The following is a 16,822-nucleotide window of genomic DNA, read 5'->3' as shown; positions in this document are numbered from 1 at the left end:
TCCGAGCACCTACCGACGGTACTGCCGGGTGAGGCGGCGGACCGGTCGGGCAGGAGTGCGTGAGGCGCTGCCACAATTCCCACCGATACGATCGCTTGCGCCGAGCAGTCGTTCGGCGCTGCCGAATGCCTCCCCTAGCATGCGGGAGGCGGCGAGGTCGCAGGTGAGCGAGATAGTGCCACTTGCATGATCGCGGCTTTCACCATAGTTTCCTCGAATTCGTCCTCGGGATCGGACAGTGCGGTGATTGCGCCGCCGCTGCCCAAGCGCACACCGTCGGCATTGGCCACCATCGTGCGGATGACGATGGAGAGGTCGGCGCTGCCATCGAGCGACAGGTAGCCGATGCAACCCGAGTACACCCCGCGTGGACCGCCTTCGAGTCGGTCGATGATCTCCATCGTGCGGATCTTGGGTGCGCCGGTCATCGAGCCGCCGGGGAACGACGCTCGGATGCATTCGATTGTCGAGGCCCCGCCGAGGGTGCCGCGCACCGTCGAGACGAGCTGGTGCACCGTTGCGAAGGTTTCGACCCCGAACAAGGTCGGGACGTGAACGCTGCCCGGTTCACACACCCGAGACAGGTCGTTGCGTACCAGGTCCACGATCATGAGGTTTTCGGCGCGGTCTTTCTCCGAGGTGCGTAAGTCGTGTCGCAGCGCAGCGTCGGCGTCGGTGTCTCGGCCGCGCGGGCGGGTACCTTTGATCGGCTTGGATTCGACGTCGCCGTTGCCGTCGATGCGTAGGAACCGCTCGGGAGAGAGACTGACGACGGAGAGCCCGGCGAACTCGAGCAACGACGCGTACGGCACCGGACTGAGGTGGCGGAGGCGCGTAAAAGTCTCCAGTGCGTCGAGGGTGTCGGTGGTGCTGACAAGGTTGGTCAAGCACACCTCGTACGTTTCGCCCGCACCAATTTGCTCGAGGCACTCGCGTACGAGCGTCACATAGGAGGCGTGGCTGTGACGCAGTGTCAGCGCAGTCTCGGAAGGGCGGGTGGTGATGGGTGACGGATTGCGATCTCCGTCGGCGCCGGCTGGTAGAGACTCGAGTGTTGCTGCGGTGTCGTCGAGCCACCGCTGCGATCCGGCGTCACCGACAGTTTCGCTCAGGCACAACGCGAATGCCCTGCCTCCGTCGTGGTCGAGGACCACGGCTCGGTCTGCGAACACCAAGGCCGCGTCAGGATCCGGGGACGAGTGGGCGGCGACACCCCCGGTTTCCGCTTTCAGCTCGTACCCCAGGTAGCCGACGTATCCGAGGTGGAAATCGAAGGGCAGTTCAGGGTCCGGGTCCACCACGCGTTGGCGTAGCGCGGTGTCGAGATAGTCGAAAAAGGGGGAGACGATGTCCTGCGATGTGCCGTCGCTGCGGCGGATGTGCACGGTGGTGGAGTCGAGGTCGTAAGTCACGTACTCCGCACGCGGACCGCGGCAGTCGCCGATGATCGTGAACCGGGAGTCGGTCTTGGCGGTGCCGTCGAGCCAGAAGCGGCCGGTGTCACCGCCGGTGACCGCGTCGTACACCGTTCTCGGATCGGGGGCGGCGGCCACCTCACGGAACTCCACGAGGAACTTCGGCGTCGGCCGGGAGCGTCCGCGAACCGTGACGGGGCGAGACTGCGTCGCCGACCGGGTCGACCGCCCGACCGACTCGTCGCGGAAATTGCTCAACAACCGATATCCGCCGGCAGATGCGATGGACTCAGGGTGAAACTGCACGCCCCAGCGCGGTCGCGACACGTGCTCGATGGCCATTGGAATGCCGTCGTCGGTCCATGCTGTCACCGTCAGCTCCTCGGGCACCTCGGTGACGGCGAGCGAGTGGTAACGCACAACCGGCAGCGGCTGATCGAGTCCTGCGAACAAGCCGACGCCGGTGTGACGGATACGTGACAGACGCCCGTGCATCGGTACCTCGGCGCGAGCGACGCGGCCTCCGTGCGCCGCAGCGAGCCCCTGATGCCCGAGGCACACGCCGAGCAACGGCACTGTCGTCTCGGCGAGCAGGCGGGTGCAGACGCCGAAGTCGTCGGGTCGAACCGGGTTACCGGGTCCGGGCGAGACGACGATGTTGTCGTACGCCGCCAGGTCGATCGACTCGTACGGCACATTGTTTCGAACGACCGCGGGGGTCTCACCATTGACCGCCGTCAGCAGGTCGAACAGGTTGTAGGTGAAAGAGTCGAAGTTGTCGACCAGAAGAGTGCGCGTCACCCTGCGCTCGGATCCGTCCGGTTCGTCGCCGGGTCCTTCCGGGCGATGGTCCGGGTGCGCACCACCACGAGGTAACCGGCGACCCAACCGGGGCGGCCACCTCTGGCTCCGGCCTGGCAGCACCGGAGCCTCGAGGCCGGGCTCCGAAACCCTGGCCTGCGCGCCCACCCGGAGTCGGTCGAGTCGAGCGCTCCGAACGGGGATGCCGATCGCGTCGAGGATGCTCTGCCGCATCGGGTTCTTCGGCTACACGAGCACTCGCCGATGGTGGTCTCCATTCTGTGATTGTTCACCACCGGTGAGCATTTCGAGCTTCGTGGGCGCCAGGTGTCCCGCGGGGTGATCGAGTCGAAATTCGCCTGGATGGCCGCTGCCCGGTCGGCGACGGGCCGGCATCCTGAGGGGTAGTTGCGTAGTGGTGCTCATGTCGTGGTTGGCCATCTTCGGGGTTCGAATTTGTGGGTGTTGGAGTTCGCGCGGTTGTCGTCTCGGACGGAGGTGCGGCCGCGTCACCGCGGGCCGGTGTTGACCAACTCGATCCGGCCGTCGTAGTGGTCGAGAAGTCTGGGGTCCATGATTCTGCGCCACAACGGCGGCACCCAGGCCAGGAGCACCATGGCTGCGTAGCCGGCGGGAAGTTGCGGCGCGTCCGGCATCGACCTCAACGTCTGGTACCGGCGCAGAGGATTGGCGTGATGGTCGCTGTGACGCTGCAGGTGGTACAGAAAGACATTGCTGAAGCGGTGGTTGCTGTTCCAGCTGTGCCGCGGGGCGACCTTCACCCAGGTGCCGTCAGGGCGACGCTCACGGAGCAGGCCGTAGTGCTCGAGGTAGTTCGCGGATTCGAGAAAGACGACCGCGAGTGCGGCCTGCAGGGCCAGCCAGGGCAACACTGCCGGACCGAACAGTGCGACCACGACGACGACCAGCACGACGCTGGGGACGAGCGAGACCAACACTCGATTGCCTCTGTGCATCGGTCCGTGACCGCGACGCCGAAGGCGGGCGGCTTCGTAGTCCCACGCTCCACGTGCTCCGCCGACAATCGAGCGCGGCAGAAAGGCCCAGAACGATTCGCCGAAGCGGGACGACGCCGCATCCTGCGGTGTCGCGACGTGGAGATGGTGACCGTGATTGTGCTCGATGTAGAAATGCCCGTAGAAGGACGGTCCCAGCGCGATCAACGCGAATGCACGCTCGTGCGACGTGCGCTTGTGCCCCAACTCGTGGGCGGCGTTGATGCCGATGCCGGACACGACGCCGACCGACAACGCCAACCCGATGCGCTCCGGGGTGCCCATCGCGGCATGCGTCCACGCCCAACACGCGAACACCACGGCGCCGTACTGCAACGGCAGATACAGGTACGTACACCACCGATACCAGCGGTCGCGTTCGAGCTCACGCATCATCGAGTCCGGTGGGTTGCGATCATCGGTGCCCGCGACCACATCGACGAGCGGCAACACCACGACCACGAGGAGCATGCCGGTCGCCCAGAACAGACCAGGACCGACAGTCGCCACCAAAGCAGCGCCGATGAACGGCGACAACGGCACGAGAAGGGCACACGGCCACAGCAGTCGGTTGGGGTCGGTCCGGTTCACCAACGAATCATCGTGCACGAACGCCCGGCTCACGCACTTTGTGACGTGTAACAACGCTCACAACCCTTGTTGGATCCCTCCGACCGGGTCATCTCCACTTGAGTTCGCACCTCGAGAGCGTTTCGAGAGTATGGCGGCGCCATAGGATCGTGGTCGAAAGGCTTTCCTGCTCGCGCCTCGTCCTCACGTCGGTGCATCGCCGAATCTGGTGTGAGTTCAGCTGTATTCCCTGTCGCGGAGGCGGGAGTCCCGACGTCGGTTTGCGTCGAATGTGTTCGCTGTAAGTGAACGAGCGTCGCGGTCGCGGCTTCCCGGAACGGTCAACGGTTTGTAATCGCCCCGATAGCGCTGGTCAACTCGGCGGCGGCGCGGCGCAGATGCAGCACCGTGGTCGCGTCGGGCCTGACTTCCCCTGGCGTCGGCGGACCCTGCTGAACGGTCCGCAGGAAACGAACCATGCTCTCGACGGTGTCGGCGAGGGCTGCGGCAAGCACCCGGTATCCCAGATCCGGATCCTCGCAGGTGCATTCGCTCAGTTCGAGAATCTCGTACAGGTCGGCGAACACCGCTTTGGCCTCGCGCGCCGCGTCGTCGAAGGTGCGGCCCGCCGAGCCGTACCAGAGTTCGGTGGCGCTGACGAGGTGATGGCGCGCCGAGTCGAGCGGTCGAGCCAGGTCGGGAGTCGGGTCGGGACCGAAGTCGGCGGTATGTCGAATCAAACGCAGTCCGAACACCAGGGTCTGCAGGTCGACCGGAGCAAAGTGGTCCCACCGTACGGACATGATCGCCGCCGTCGAGGCTGCGGTCGACGCAGTACCGCAGCGGCCCGGACGCGTATGGCGACTGTGCATCGGCGCAGGCCTCCGTTTCTGTCGTGCGGTCATCGGATGCAGTTCGACGCAGGACGTCCGCGACTTGCCTTGTCTCTTCGTCTCGTCATGGTCAGGCGGTCCACAGGTCAACGCAGGGGACCTCCGGCTTCAGTCCTCGGGCGGTGTACCGCGCCGAGGTGACTCGGCGTGGGGTCACGCGGCGTGGGGTCACGCGGCGTGGGGTCACGCGGCGACGTGGTGTCCGAACAGGTAGCGGCGGTGATCGTCGCAACCGCGCGATGCGGGGTATACAGGCCAGTCTGATGCTGCCGCTTTTCGCATTCAACGAAACCGAAGGGGTCTCCGGTACGGCGCTAATCTGGACGACGGTACAGCTTTGACGCTCAACCGTCTGCGGCGGTCGAGCCGACGCCGTCGAGCGTGACCTACATTCTCGTCGGATTGTTGCTCGGTGCAGCCCTCGGCGCGCCAGCCGCGCGCCTCTACGACCGCAAGGGGCTCCACCGAACAACTCGCTCCTGATAGCTGAGATGCGGTCGACCCGGTACCTGTCTTAACCAGGCGTCGCCGCCGGCGCCGCGGGATGCCCGACATACTCCGCCGTTACCAGCTTCGGCGGTGCCGCCGAGCGCTCCGTCTGTTGCGGAGCCACGGCCACCAGGCGCAGCCCGTCGACGCCCTGCAGGGCCATGAACTCGGCCGGTGGCGTCTATCAACTCAGCAGAAGGACGTTCCGTTGTGCGGCTAGTTCTTCGTCGCTGGGCGTATGGCCGGTGGGGATGCGTAGGGCGATGTGGGCGGGAGTGATGCCGGCGGCGAAAGCAGCGCGGAACAAGTTGCCCACTTCGGTGGGATCCTCGACCAGGGTGACGTTCACCGTGCTGCGCTCACCGGCGTAGAGCAGCTGCGCGGGTGCGCCGCCGCGAAAGTTGACCCTCCATGGCGCGTCGGTGAAAACCAGGCGGTGATGGTCGATCTCGTGCACGCCCACGGGCACGGTGGAGCGGCGCTCGGTGCGCCGCCCGGTGACGGTGAGCACCGCTACCGGTAGGTGTCGCCCCAACCGACTGGGAGCGAGTCGGCGCACGAGGGGATTTGCGACACGGTCGACGAGCCACTTGGGTGGGCGACGGTCCTGCAGTGCGTGACTCATAGGTGCTCCATATCGACGTCGGGGGTGTTCCGACTCTGGCCAACACGTCAGCGCATCCGGCGTCAGCCGCTGGCCGGGGTCAGATGGGTGAGACCACCAGAAGGTGCGCCCAGTACGACGCGGCGTGCTCACCGATATACGGCAACAAGGTGTCGAACAGGATGTAGGACATGGCACGGGCCTCCAGGGAAATCGGCGCGCCGGGGGTCTCGTCCCCCGACGTCGCGTCCTGCGTGCCACCTTACGGTCGACGACGAAACCAGGCGCCTGCTTCGCCGAACGGCGACTGCGCCTTCGGCCGACGGTCGGTCGTTGCCGGCCTTCCTGCTCGCTCCCGACACGAACGGCGGCTACACCGCGCCGCGGTGTAGCCGGTGCCGACGCCGTGCGATCCGGGCCTGTTCGGGCCCGGCCGATCAGTGCTCGGTGAACACCCTCCGCAGACCGACGAAGCGCACCACCGTGGCCATGAGGTTCGCGGCAACGAGGACGGCCACCTCCACAGCACGTGACGGGTCGAGCACCCACCCGTGCAGAGCAACCAGTGAGCCGCTGGTCACCGCCAGGCCGAGCGCGAACACGACGAGCCCCTGGGCGTAGTGGCGGACGATGCCGCCGGTCCCCCGTATTCCGAAGGTGAATCGCCGATTGGCCGCGGTGTTCGCGAGCGCGGAAAGCAGGAGCGCGAGCACGTTCGCTACCTGAGACGACATGACGGTGCGGAACGCGACGAACAGCACCAGGTACGCCACTGCACTCGCGCCACCGACGAGGTAGAACCGGAACAGCACGCTGCGGTACCAGGGGCCGGTCACCGATCTCCCACTGATCGCGACTCGTCGACGAGGGGTCCGGTCAGCGCGGCCACGGAGCGGGCGAATTCGCTGTCCGGGCGGCACAGTCGTGCAATCGGGGCGAGATCGTCGAGTTCGTCGGCGTCGCGCAGAGTCGGTGCGTCGCCGACGACGAGTCCGGCTCGCTGCAAGGCGTTCTCGGTGTCGTCTCCGGTCCGGTCGGTGGACATCTGCACAGCTCGCAACGCGCGTGCTCGGGATGCGTCGTGCAGTCCGAGCACCCACCACCCCCCGTCCTCGGCGCGGCCCAGAACTGCGGACGACGGTGCCAGCGCTTCGCCGACGCCGGCCAACATCGCCGACTGAACCTGCGGGGTGTCCATACCGATCTGCACGACGGGGCCGGACCCGGCGGCGTCGTGGTGCGCATGGATCAGCCGTTCCGCGAAGTCGTCCCCGCGCTGATCGACGACATGGAAGTCGGCCAGCGACTTCCTGATGTCCCGGCTGCGTACGGCGTCGTCGAGGTTGCCGGTCATCGCGACGACCTTACGAGCGAACGGGGCCTGCCGCGCCGCTGCCAGTGTGTCGAGCAGAGCGGCCGCCGCGACGGATGCGGCGTCCACGGCGGTCATCGACGCCATCAGCCGAGTCTTGGCGAAACCCGGGACCGGCGCTTTCGCGATGACGAGCAGCGTCGCGTCGATCACGGGATCACCTTCGCGAAGTCGTAGACGGCGACGACGGTGCCGCGGACGGACCCCGACACCTTCGACACGCCCCCGGTCCGAGGACGGTAGGTGATGTCGCGTTCCGCGATCACCCACCCCGCGCGAGCAGCAAGGACCAGCAGCTGCAGCGGATAGCCGGAACGTCGGTCGCGAATGTCGAGGGCGAGCAGATCGTCGCGGCGGGCCACCCGAACAGCGCCGATGTCGTGGACATCGATGTGCAGTCGCGAGCGCAGACGCCGAGCGATCACCGCATTGCCCAGGCGGGCGTGCCAGGGCCACCCGCTGCGGTGCACCGGGCGGCGCCGCCCGACCACGAGCTGCGCGGCACCCAGCGCCGCCACGAGGTCGGGCAGTTCCGCCGGGTCCATCGACCCGTCCCCGTCCATGACGGCCACGACCGTCGTTCGCGCGGCGGTGACGCCGGCGTGCACGGCGGAGCCGTACCCGGGCACCGCCTCCGCGACCACGTCGGCCCCGTGTGCGCGGGCCACGTCTGCGGTGCCGTCGGTGGAACCGTTGTCGACCACCAATCGGTGATAGCCGTCGGGCACGGCGCCGAGAACACCCGGTAGGGACTGCGCTTCGTTGCGGCACGGGAACACGACGGTGACATCGGACGGATCGGTCATCGTCACACCACCGGAGCCGAGCCGTCGGACGCCGCACGGAGCGGGGCGAAGGCGAAACGCGTCAGCCCCTCCTCTGGACCGATGGCGGCTCGGAAACCGAGAACGTCGTCGGCCAGGTCGGCGCCGGCCACGATGTGGCGCACGTCCCCGGGCCGGAACTGTCCGGTCACCTTCGGTTCGATGCCCCCGCCGTGCGCGCGGCAGAGGATACGAGCCACGTCGCCGATCGAGACCGGGTGTCCCGAACAGACGTTGCAGGCCACGAACCCCTCGCCGGCCCTGTCGAGTGCGGCGACGTTGGCGGCGGCGACGTCTCGGACATCGACGAAATCGCGCATCTGCGCTCCGTCCTCGTACACGGTCGGCGGCTCTCCGGATTCGAGCGAGGACCGGAACATCGCTGCCACCCCCGAATACGGTGTGTCGCGGGGCATTCGGTCGCCGTAGACGTTGTGGTAGCGCAGCGCCGTGACCGTTCCACCCGTCGCCAGGGACCAGGCGAGGGCGTAGTTCTCCTGCGCGAGTTTGCTTGCTGCGTAGAGACTCCGGGGTTCGAGGGGCGCGCTCTCGTCGACGGTCTCCCACGTCACCTGCTCGCCGCCCTCCGGACATGTCGCGTCGAAGACGCCGTTGCGCAGATCGGACGGTTGCCGGTGCCGTGGTCGGACGATGCCGTGCGTCGGGCAGCGGTAGCGACCTTCCCCGTAGACGACCATGGACGAGGCCAGCACGAGTTTCCGGCACTGGGCTCGGGTCATGGCGGCGAGCACTTCGGCGGTGCCCAGATCGTTGTGGCTGGCGTAGGCGGGGGCATCGGCCATGCTCACACCGGCGCCGACGACGGCGGCCTGATGGCACACCGCGTCGACCCCCACCATGACCCCGTCCAGAGCGTCGGGGTCACGGACGTCGACCGTCGTGACCGTCGACGTCCGGCGCGGCGCCGAGCCGTGCGCCGAGGGCAGGAACGCATCGACCGCCGTGACGTCGTGCCCGGCGGCGAGAAGGGCCTCGTGGATGTGTTCACCGATGAAACCGGCTGCACCGGTCAGTAATACGTGCACTGTGTGCTCCTGTTCTCGTTCGGGGAAGCGGCGGCGCTGATCACCAGTTCGTGTACGTCAGATGGTTGATCGCCAAGCTCAGCGCAACCTGAGCCGTCAACCAGAACCGCACGGAACGGTCCCCGATCGAGACCGCGGCGACCGTCAGCCACACCTGGAACGGCAACCAAATACGCTCGGTCTCCGCCTTGCTCAGCCTGCTGAGATCGGCGAAGGCCACCGCCAGCAGTGCCGCAGCCACGAGCAGCGTCACCGGCTCGGCCCGTCGCAGGCGGGGCAGGGACACCACCCGCGACAGCGCCGCGGGCACCGCGAGCCCGACGGCGCACACCAGGGCTGCGATGTTGGCCCAACTCCAGTACTGGAACGGGCGTGCCGAGGCGATTCCCTGCCAGTACCGCTCCTGGACCGCCACGTACCCGTCGAACCACCAGAAACCCGCCGCGGTGAAGACGGCGGCGACGACGAGTGCGCCGCCGACTGCCGGTATCAGGGGGCGGACGCGGCGGGAGGCGATGAGAACCGCCAGAGCCGGTAGGGCCATCAAGGTGAGCCCGTAATTCAGATAGACCGAGAACCCGAGCAGGACACCCGCCGCGGCGGCCGCGGCATCGTGTCGCGGGCGTCGCCCGGTGGCTGCGACGGCGAGAAGCGCGACGCCCCAGGCAGAGACGCCCGTGAAGAACCCGTCCGCGGAGACACCGATCCAGATCGCACTCGGCGCAACCACGGTGAACGGGATCAGCCGCCGAGCACGATCGCGGCCAACGAGTGCGGCCACCGCGACGGCAGTGGCGACAGCAGCCGACGACCCGACGATCACGCACAACCACGCTGCCGCCGCGCCTCCCCCGAGTCCGAGACGGTCCAGCCACACGAACGTCAGAATCGCGCCGGGCGGGTGACCGGAGACGTGGGTGGCCCAGGAGTCGGACTGGCCGTCGACGATGCGGTCGGAGAAGCCGCGCAGCATCGCACCGATGTCGTCGATCCCACCGACCTCGGACAGGTACTCATCGCGGGAGGTCAGCCGGTCGACGAAGCCCCGCTGCCAGCCGTCCACCGCTGCGAGGCCGACGATCCAGACCAGGGACGCAGCCCAGGCCGACGCCATGAGCGGCCACCACGACAGACGCGACGCCACCGACGGACCGGCGATCACCACCAGAACGCCCACGACGACCGCGACCGGAGTCCCCGGCCCCACGTGCGCGCCCCACTGCCCGAAGAGCGGTGCCAACGCGGCGAAGTCGTCGAAGGTGAACCCCATCCCGTCGAGCAGCGGGGTGACGACCTCGTTGCGCCGTCGCGCCACCACGACCGCAGCGACGACCAACGCGGCGGCGAGGACGGCACCGATCAGCTCCGGAACGCGCGGAGTCCACCCCCGGCGCACTGCGAGACCGCGGCTCGACCGAGTACGGGTGTCGGCGTCCGTCACGCGATGGTTCCGCCGACCGCGTCGTGAGGAGGCTTGACGAACCGAACGAAGTGCCGCCGGGAGACCGACACGGATTCGCTGTACGCCAGTCCGGCCGCGGCAGCAAGGGGGATCAGCGATGCGGCGTCGATACGGGCCCAGTCGTACCACGGCCCCACCGAACCATGGCCTTCGATACGAAGGCACTCGGTGACCGAACCCGTTCCCGGGGAGTCGACTTCGACGAGCACGGAGCCACTGTCGCACGCGATCTCGTACGCCCGACCGATGACACGGCCGGGGTCGCCGTCGATACCGATGTTGCCGTCGACGAGAAGCACCGTGTCCCAGTGCCCTTCGTGCGGGACCGTGTCGAAGATGTTCGCCAGCACCGTTTTGGCTCCGCGCTCTCGGCCCAGCGCTACCGCTGCCGGTGAGGTGTCCACCCCCATGGCCGAGATTCCTCGACGTCGCAGTTCCTCGACCAGCCGGCCGGGTCCGCACGCGAGGTCGATCGTCCGACCCCCACACAACCCGAGCACCATCTCGTCCACGGCGCGGTCGTCCGCGTTGGCACGATCACCGCCGAGCCAGCGGTCGATCGGCACCTGGTGTCGGGATCCGTCTCGATGACGCACCCACCAGGCGCCATCGGTGACCGCGGGATCGAACAACGCGTCGAAACAGCTGGGATCTTCACCTGCCGATGTCGTCGTCACAATGCCCTTTCATGAATCATCGAACCCCGACGCCGACATACGGCGGCTCACACAGCTCGAATGGTCTTCGGTGCCCATTCGGCGCGCGGGCAAACCCCGAGAACGCGCCCTGAACCTGGGCAGAGACCGCTGCGCAGACGGTGTGGTCAGCGCGATTGCAGGCGTTGGCTCCACCCGCATGCAATCCGGGCCTCACGCTGCCCGGTGCAGGTCCCTGCCGTCGAGGAGGGGCAATGCATATTCGCGACGACCGTTCCCGCGGATGGTGTTCGACCGCAATCGTTCGGGCCTGCGGCCGCTCGCGGAACCGACAGGCCCAGTTCTCCCGCCCACGCCACAACGGCGCACCGCACGCTGGTGTCGCCCGAACGCCACGGCACGAGGCAGGACTGTCAACGTTGCTCGGATTCGGCCTCGTCAGCGCGAGGACTGCCCCCGGCCAGGAGCACCCGCAGCAGGAACACCGCCGCGCTCGCCGCGATCATCGCGGCGACGAGCCACAGCCACCGCTCGAGGTACGGATCGCGATTCATGCCGGTGGCCGCGACGATGGCCGTGTCGTCGGTGCGCAGGATCCCCGGGAAGAAAATCAGTAAGGTCAGCGCGGCGCCGAGGGCCGGCACCCTGATGTGCTGCCGCACGGGGACTCGCCGCACCGCCCAGGACCGCGTCGGGAGCGTTGCTCGATCGGCCAACGAGTACAACGGGTACAGGACGGCGTCGTGCAAGACCGCCGCACCAACGAACCACACGGCAACCGACTGCCACCACCTGTCCGGGTTCCACAGCCCCTCCACCCCGAGACTCCACACGGCAGCACCCGCGAGGAGGAAGGACACCGCCATGACGGCGGCGTGCGCGGCGCCGGCCCCGTACAGGCGTGTCATCGGGCGGCCCCGCCTGCGAAGTCGATGCGCGCCACCCACTTGGTGTTGTGCACACCCGGCAGGCCGGGAACGATCACCCGCGCCGGATAACCGTGATCGAGCGACAACGTCTCACCGTTGACGGTCAGCGCGAGCAGCGAGTCCGGATGCCACACCTGGTGCTCCCCCAGCGTTGCCCGGGCGAACGCGCCGTCCTGTTCGAGAGAGCTCACTGTCGCGGGACCTGCAGACACCCCGGCCAGTGCCGCGAGGTCACGCAGTCGCACTCCGGTCCATTCCTGCGTGGTCGACCATCCCTCGACGCACGCGATCGGCAGCACGGCGGTGTGCTGCTCCATGCCCTCCAGTGCCGCGCGATCGAGACCGACGGCCCTCATGCCGGACAGCTCCACGCGCCACGAATCACCGGTGGTGCCCGGGTCGATGCCCGCGGCGACGGCGGTGCGGTTGATCTGGAAGTCGTTCGGCCCGTCGCCGTACGATCGGCCCCGCGGCAGCAACAGAGCCGTAGACCGCAACGGTCCGTCGACGGTCTGCCCGATGGTCAACGCGGCCAGCAGTCCACTCCCGCCGGCGACGAGTGCGAGAGCACCGCGTCGGGAGATCCCCTCCGGCGCGCTCACCTCGTCGTCCGGTCTTGTTTCGGCCGCACCATTGCGCTCCCGGAGCACGTCCGACAGCGACGTCTGTCGCAGCCTCCTCCACATCACCGGAACCTTGATCGCCACGTGGGAGAGAAACCCCGCGATGAACACCCAGGCCCCGAAGTAATGCGCCGCGTAGAAATCGAAGCCGAAGATGTAGTCGTACTGAATGTTCAGCACTCCGGTGACAATCTCGAGAAGCACACCGCCCACGAGCATCAGCACGGTGAGTCGTTCGAGTGCCTGCGCCGGCGACCGGACCGGGGGCCACTGCACCAATCTCGGCATCACCGACCACAACTTCGCGAGCACCAACGGCACGACGACGATGCCGAGCGTGACGTGCAGGCCCTGATTCAGCCGGTAGATCCAGGACGGATCGGTCGGCCACGCGAACGACGGCAATCGCAACCATCCCACCTCGGCTGGGCGGGCCTGCCCGAACTCGGGACCGTAAGCGATGTAGGACAGCAACCCGGTCACCGTGATCACCGGTAAGGCCACCAGCAGGATTGCGCCGAACACCGAGGTCAACCACGGACCACGAATCGTGCTGCGAAACGGGGGCAGATGAGGCAAGGACGACACCCTTCGAACAACCCTGACGGCCGATCGTCCCACCATAACACGACGACCACCGGGACGGTGCTCGAACGCGTCCCACGACCGCCCGGCCGCCGACGAAGGGGGCCACGCCGAACTCGTTCGTCCCACGCCGACCTGCATGTCTGTGAGGATCGGTGTCGTGCCGGAATCGAGCGCTTCCACGCGCGCCATGGTGGTAGCAGTGTTCACCCGCAGGCCGGTCCAGCTCTACGCCCTCGGCATGGTGCTGGCGAACGTCATCGGAGCGTTCATCGTCTTCGGGCTGATCCGCTTCGTCCTCCCGCTGCCGATCGACTACCGGGACGTGCTGTCGGCCCGCAACTACATCACCTTCGCCGCGTACCTCCCCGTCGCCGTGGTCATCGGATTCGCCCTCGGTGTCCGCGCGGCCAAGCCTCTGTTCGGCTGGCTCGACCGCGGCGGTGAGCCTTACCTGCGCGAGTACCGCACCGCGCTGCGGCTGCCGATCCGTCAGGTGGCGGTGAACGGAACACTGTGGGTGGCCGGCGTACTGGTGTTCGTCGTCGTCAACGGCGCCGCCGGCGGAGGCCGCGACCTGCTGGTGGTGATCGCGATCGCCGTCGGCCTCGGCGGCGCGGCGACCTGCGCGATGGGTTACGTGGTCGCGGAGCGGACCCTGCGACCGATCGTCGCCGAGGTCATGGTGCGCGGTGTCCCGGGCCGCGCCACCGCCCCCGGTGTCACCACCCGCCTGCTGGCGATGTGGGGCCTGTCGACGGTGATCCCGCTGCTCGGATCCGGGCTGATCGCGCTGGGGAGCATCCTGCACATCGTCATCCGACCCGGCGACGACATCGCCGGCGCCGTCCTGGCCCTGTCCCTGATCTCCCTCGCCGTGGGCGCCGGCGGCATGACGCTCACCGCGAAATCGATCGCCGATCCCGTCGACCAGATCACCACAGCCATGACGCGTGTCGAGGACGGCACGTACGACGTCCGAGTGCCGGTCTACGACGGCTCCGAAGTGGGCCGACTCCAAGTCGGCTTCAACCGCATGGCCGCGACGATCGGTGAACGCGAACACGTCCGCGAACTGTTCGGCATGCACGTCGGCGACGCCGTCGCCGCGCGAGCGCTGGCCGACGAGCCCACCCTGGGCGGTGAGATTCGGCCCGTCGGTGTCCTGTTCATCGACGTCGTCGGCTCCACCGCACTGGCGCAACGACTGTCGCCGGAAGAGGTCGTCGACCTGTTGAACGGATTCTTCGACCGCGTCGTCCACGTGGCGGCCGACCACGACGGGTTCGTCAACAAATTCCAGGGCGACGCCGCGCTGGTCATCTTCGGCGCTCCGATACCCCATCCCGACGCGGCCGGAGCGGCGATGCGAGCCGCCCGCGACCTCGCGCGCCTGGTGCCCTTCGGCGGGCGACTCGACGTCGGCATCGGCGTGACCTACGGACCCTGCCTGGCCGGCAACGTCGGCGCGGCGAAACGATTCGAGTACACGGTGATCGGCGACCCGGTGAACGAGGCCGCCCGCCTCAGTGACGCCGCCAAGACCACGGACCGGCGGGCTCTGGCGTCATCAGAAGCACTGGACGCGGCGAATGCGGACGAAGCGGCCCGATGGACGAAGGACGCCGAACTCGTGCTGCGTGGACGCTCAGGGCCCACCCGAACAGCGACCCCGATCAGGAATGACCAGCTATGACGGGGTCGAAGCTCGTAACTCGACGACCGCGTCTTGAAGCGTCGACACCCGAAAGCAACATAATCCGCACTATCGGCCACGATCTTGATCGCTCGATCAGGGCGATTTCGCCCAGCACCATTGAGTGGTGTCGAGCGAGCGCCGGCAAAGCTTGCAGCGATCACACCCGCGCGGCTAGCTGTACAGCGGCCTAGCTTGCTACCAATGCGGCCAAACTCAGAACATCGCCAATTGAGCGGGGTCTCTCGGTGTACCCCGCCGCCCGGCAGAGGCGCGGATCGACGACGGGGCGTAACCGGCAGCCGCCAATATCGCAGATCTCACCGCCTGGCGTTCTCGGGGCGAGATCGACGGGCGGCGGAACTCCGTCAGCCACCGGGCGCTGCCGGGTTGCGGTGCGCTCACCACGCGGTCGGTGAGCCGGTCGAGGAGGACATCGACCCGATCTTGGAGCACCGTCGCCGCGTCCGTGACTGCCGCGGCAGAGACCGACGTCGGGACGCCGGGACGGCCGGTCACCACGTTTCTTCCATTGTCGCCATCGGCTCGTCCCGGTCGCCCATCGCCACGGCGTTCGTGCTGTGCGCCAACATTATTGCCCGGCAGGTGTCAGAGACGATCTCGTGAGGAAGAGGCGGGCCTGCAAGGGTTCTGATTCGCATGACTGCACTGTGCACTCCCCCACCGACATACGCATTCCTGCTTTCAGGGCCGAAGTATTCGTATCGGTCATCCTGAACTAATCGACCCGGCGACCTCTGATCCGGTGGGTGTTGCATCCATCAACCAGCGTCGGCCTTCGTGGGTGCGCGAAAAGCCGTGGTAGAACTCGACGAAGCATCATTCATCACGACGAACAGGACAATCACTCGTGGCCAAGCAGTACGTCATCGAATTGACCGACGACATCGACGGGACCGCCATCGCCGAGGGAACCGGAGAATCGATCAGCTTTTCCGTCAGCGGAGTCGACTACAGCATCGACCTCAAGGACAAGAACGCCACCGAGTTCCACCGCAAGCTCGACTACTACATCCAGCACGCTGAGCGGGTGGGCGGCCGCAAGCGCAAGGCCGCCACCCCCAAGCCGCCCGCAGCGACTGAATCGACGCCGCCCACGAAACGAGACCCCGCGCAGACCCGCGCCATCCGGGAATGGGCGAACGCCAACGGCTACACCGTCAACTCCCGCGGCCGCATTCCCGCCGAGATCGTCGAGGCCTACGACGCCGCGAACTGACCACGACGAGTGGCCCGCCGAATCGGGCGCTCGTGGCCCGGTCAACGCGCGCTCAACGCCCCGGTGACCGTCGTCAGCTCCGCCGCTGCGCGCCGAAGGTGCAGCACAGTGGTCTGATCGGGCCCGGCCTCCCACGGCACCGGCGGCCCGGACCGCGCCCGCAGGTACCGCACGATGGACTCCACAGTGTCGGCGACCGCGGCGGCGAGCACCCGATACCCAGTGGCCGGGTCCTCGCAGGTGCAGTCGGCTAGTCGCAGCACGTCGCAGAGGTCGTCGAACGCGGCCCGCGCTTCCCAGGACGCGGTGTCGGCGTCGCGGCCGAGCGCGACGTACCAGCTCTCCGCGGCCCGGCACACCTGATTGCGGGCGGTATCGAGCGCACCGGCCAACTCCCGGTCGGCGTCGACGGTGCGGTGCACCAACCGCAGCGCGAACGCCACCGTCTGCACGTCCGCAGGGGTGAGGTCGTCGCCCCACGGCACAGCCAGCAGCGCCGCGGTGGCTGCGGCGACGGCTGAGGTGTCGCATCGGCCCGGTTCGGTGTGCCTGGTCTGCATCGGTCGCCCTCTTTCACGTCGGCCGTCCGGGTTTCATTGTC

At 67.7% G+C, this 16,822-nt stretch carries 15 protein-coding genes; 2 read left to right on the top strand and 13 right to left on the bottom strand.

From position 1 onward, the window contains the following. Nucleotides 1–134: 134 nt before the first annotated feature. From pabB to BMZ18_RS05485, 12 genes are all read right to left on the bottom strand, one after another. Nucleotides 135–2,216 carry an aminodeoxychorismate synthase component I gene (gene pabB / locus BMZ18_RS05540; protein ID WP_074921957.1) on the bottom strand — a complete coding sequence of 694 codons (2,082 nt, stop codon included), beginning with the start codon at nucleotides 2,214–2,216 and terminating at the stop codon, nucleotides 135–137. A 509-nt stretch (nucleotides 2,217–2,725) separates the two neighbouring features. Beyond that, nucleotides 2,726–3,826, bottom strand: a complete 1,101-nt coding sequence (locus tag BMZ18_RS05535) for an alkane 1-monooxygenase (protein WP_371828484.1) — start codon at nucleotides 3,824–3,826, stop codon at nucleotides 2,726–2,728. A 317-nt stretch (nucleotides 3,827–4,143) separates the two neighbouring features. Next, a complete protein-coding gene (locus BMZ18_RS05530; RefSeq protein ID WP_074921955.1) occupies nucleotides 4,144–4,605 on the bottom strand; it encodes a hypothetical protein in 462 nt (153 codons plus the stop codon). 763 nt (nucleotides 4,606–5,368) lie between these two features. Then, nucleotides 5,369–5,809 (bottom strand): hypothetical protein, encoded by a 441-nt coding sequence (locus tag BMZ18_RS05525; RefSeq protein WP_074921953.1) that lies wholly within the window; start codon nucleotides 5,807–5,809, stop codon nucleotides 5,369–5,371. A 416-nt stretch (nucleotides 5,810–6,225) separates the two neighbouring features. After that, a complete protein-coding gene (locus BMZ18_RS05520; RefSeq protein ID WP_074921951.1) occupies nucleotides 6,226–6,624 on the bottom strand; it encodes a GtrA family protein in 399 nt (132 codons plus the stop codon). Next, nucleotides 6,621–7,313, bottom strand: a complete 693-nt coding sequence (locus BMZ18_RS05515) for a TIGR04282 family arsenosugar biosynthesis glycosyltransferase (protein ID WP_074921949.1) — start codon at nucleotides 7,311–7,313, stop codon at nucleotides 6,621–6,623. Before BMZ18_RS05515 ends, BMZ18_RS05520 begins: the two co-directional genes overlap by 4 nt. After that, entirely contained in the window at nucleotides 7,310–7,966 is a 657-nt protein-coding gene (locus BMZ18_RS05510; RefSeq protein WP_068103251.1) for a glycosyltransferase family 2 protein, read from the bottom strand. The genes BMZ18_RS05515 and BMZ18_RS05510 overlap by 4 nt, the downstream gene beginning before the upstream one ends. Before the next feature lie 2 nt (nucleotides 7,967–7,968). After that, nucleotides 7,969–9,030, bottom strand: coding sequence for an NAD-dependent epimerase/dehydratase family protein (locus BMZ18_RS05505; RefSeq protein ID WP_074921947.1), 1,062 nt, complete (start codon nucleotides 9,028–9,030; stop codon nucleotides 7,969–7,971). A 40-nt stretch (nucleotides 9,031–9,070) separates the two neighbouring features. Beyond that, nucleotides 9,071–10,426, bottom strand: a complete 1,356-nt coding sequence (locus tag BMZ18_RS05500; protein WP_074922007.1) for a hypothetical protein — start codon at nucleotides 10,424–10,426, stop codon at nucleotides 9,071–9,073. A gap of 41 nt (nucleotides 10,427–10,467) precedes the next feature. Further along, nucleotides 10,468–11,058, bottom strand: coding sequence for a class I SAM-dependent methyltransferase (locus BMZ18_RS05495; protein WP_139203851.1), 591 nt, complete (start codon nucleotides 11,056–11,058; stop codon nucleotides 10,468–10,470). A 503-nt stretch (nucleotides 11,059–11,561) separates the two neighbouring features. Next, nucleotides 11,562–12,056: a hypothetical protein gene (locus BMZ18_RS05490; protein WP_074921944.1), complete on the bottom strand. Its 495-nt coding sequence runs from the start codon at nucleotides 12,054–12,056 to the stop codon at nucleotides 11,562–11,564. Next, a complete protein-coding gene (locus tag BMZ18_RS05485; protein WP_074921942.1) occupies nucleotides 12,053–13,324 on the bottom strand; it encodes a molybdopterin-dependent oxidoreductase in 1,272 nt (423 codons plus the stop codon). Before BMZ18_RS05485 ends, BMZ18_RS05490 begins: the two co-directional genes overlap by 4 nt. A 121-nt stretch (nucleotides 13,325–13,445) precedes the next feature. On the opposite strand from BMZ18_RS05485, the gene BMZ18_RS05480 reads away from it, so the two are divergent. Both BMZ18_RS05480 and BMZ18_RS05475 read left to right on the top strand, forming a co-directional pair. Continuing rightward, complete coding sequence (locus BMZ18_RS05480; protein WP_170851459.1) at nucleotides 13,446–14,981, top strand: adenylate/guanylate cyclase domain-containing protein; 1,536 nt, start codon at nucleotides 13,446–13,448, stop codon at nucleotides 14,979–14,981. A gap of 871 nt (nucleotides 14,982–15,852) precedes the next feature. Further along, nucleotides 15,853–16,221 (top strand): histone-like nucleoid-structuring protein Lsr2, encoded by a 369-nt coding sequence (locus BMZ18_RS05475; RefSeq protein ID WP_074921938.1) that lies wholly within the window; start codon nucleotides 15,853–15,855, stop codon nucleotides 16,219–16,221. 41 nt (nucleotides 16,222–16,262) lie between these two features. Here BMZ18_RS05475 and BMZ18_RS05470 read toward each other — a convergent pair whose 3' ends face one another. Further along, nucleotides 16,263–16,781, bottom strand: coding sequence for a hypothetical protein (locus BMZ18_RS05470; protein WP_074921936.1), 519 nt, complete (start codon nucleotides 16,779–16,781; stop codon nucleotides 16,263–16,265). Between the last annotated feature and the right edge of the window lie 41 nt (nucleotides 16,782–16,822).

Origin of the sequence: Rhodococcoides kroppenstedtii (assembly GCF_900111805.1) — a bacterium.
Lineage (GTDB): Bacteria > Actinomycetota > Actinomycetes > Mycobacteriales > Mycobacteriaceae > Rhodococcoides > Rhodococcoides kroppenstedtii.
Note: the sequence above shows the minus strand (reverse complement) of the source record. Positions and strands in the feature narration are given on the sequence as shown.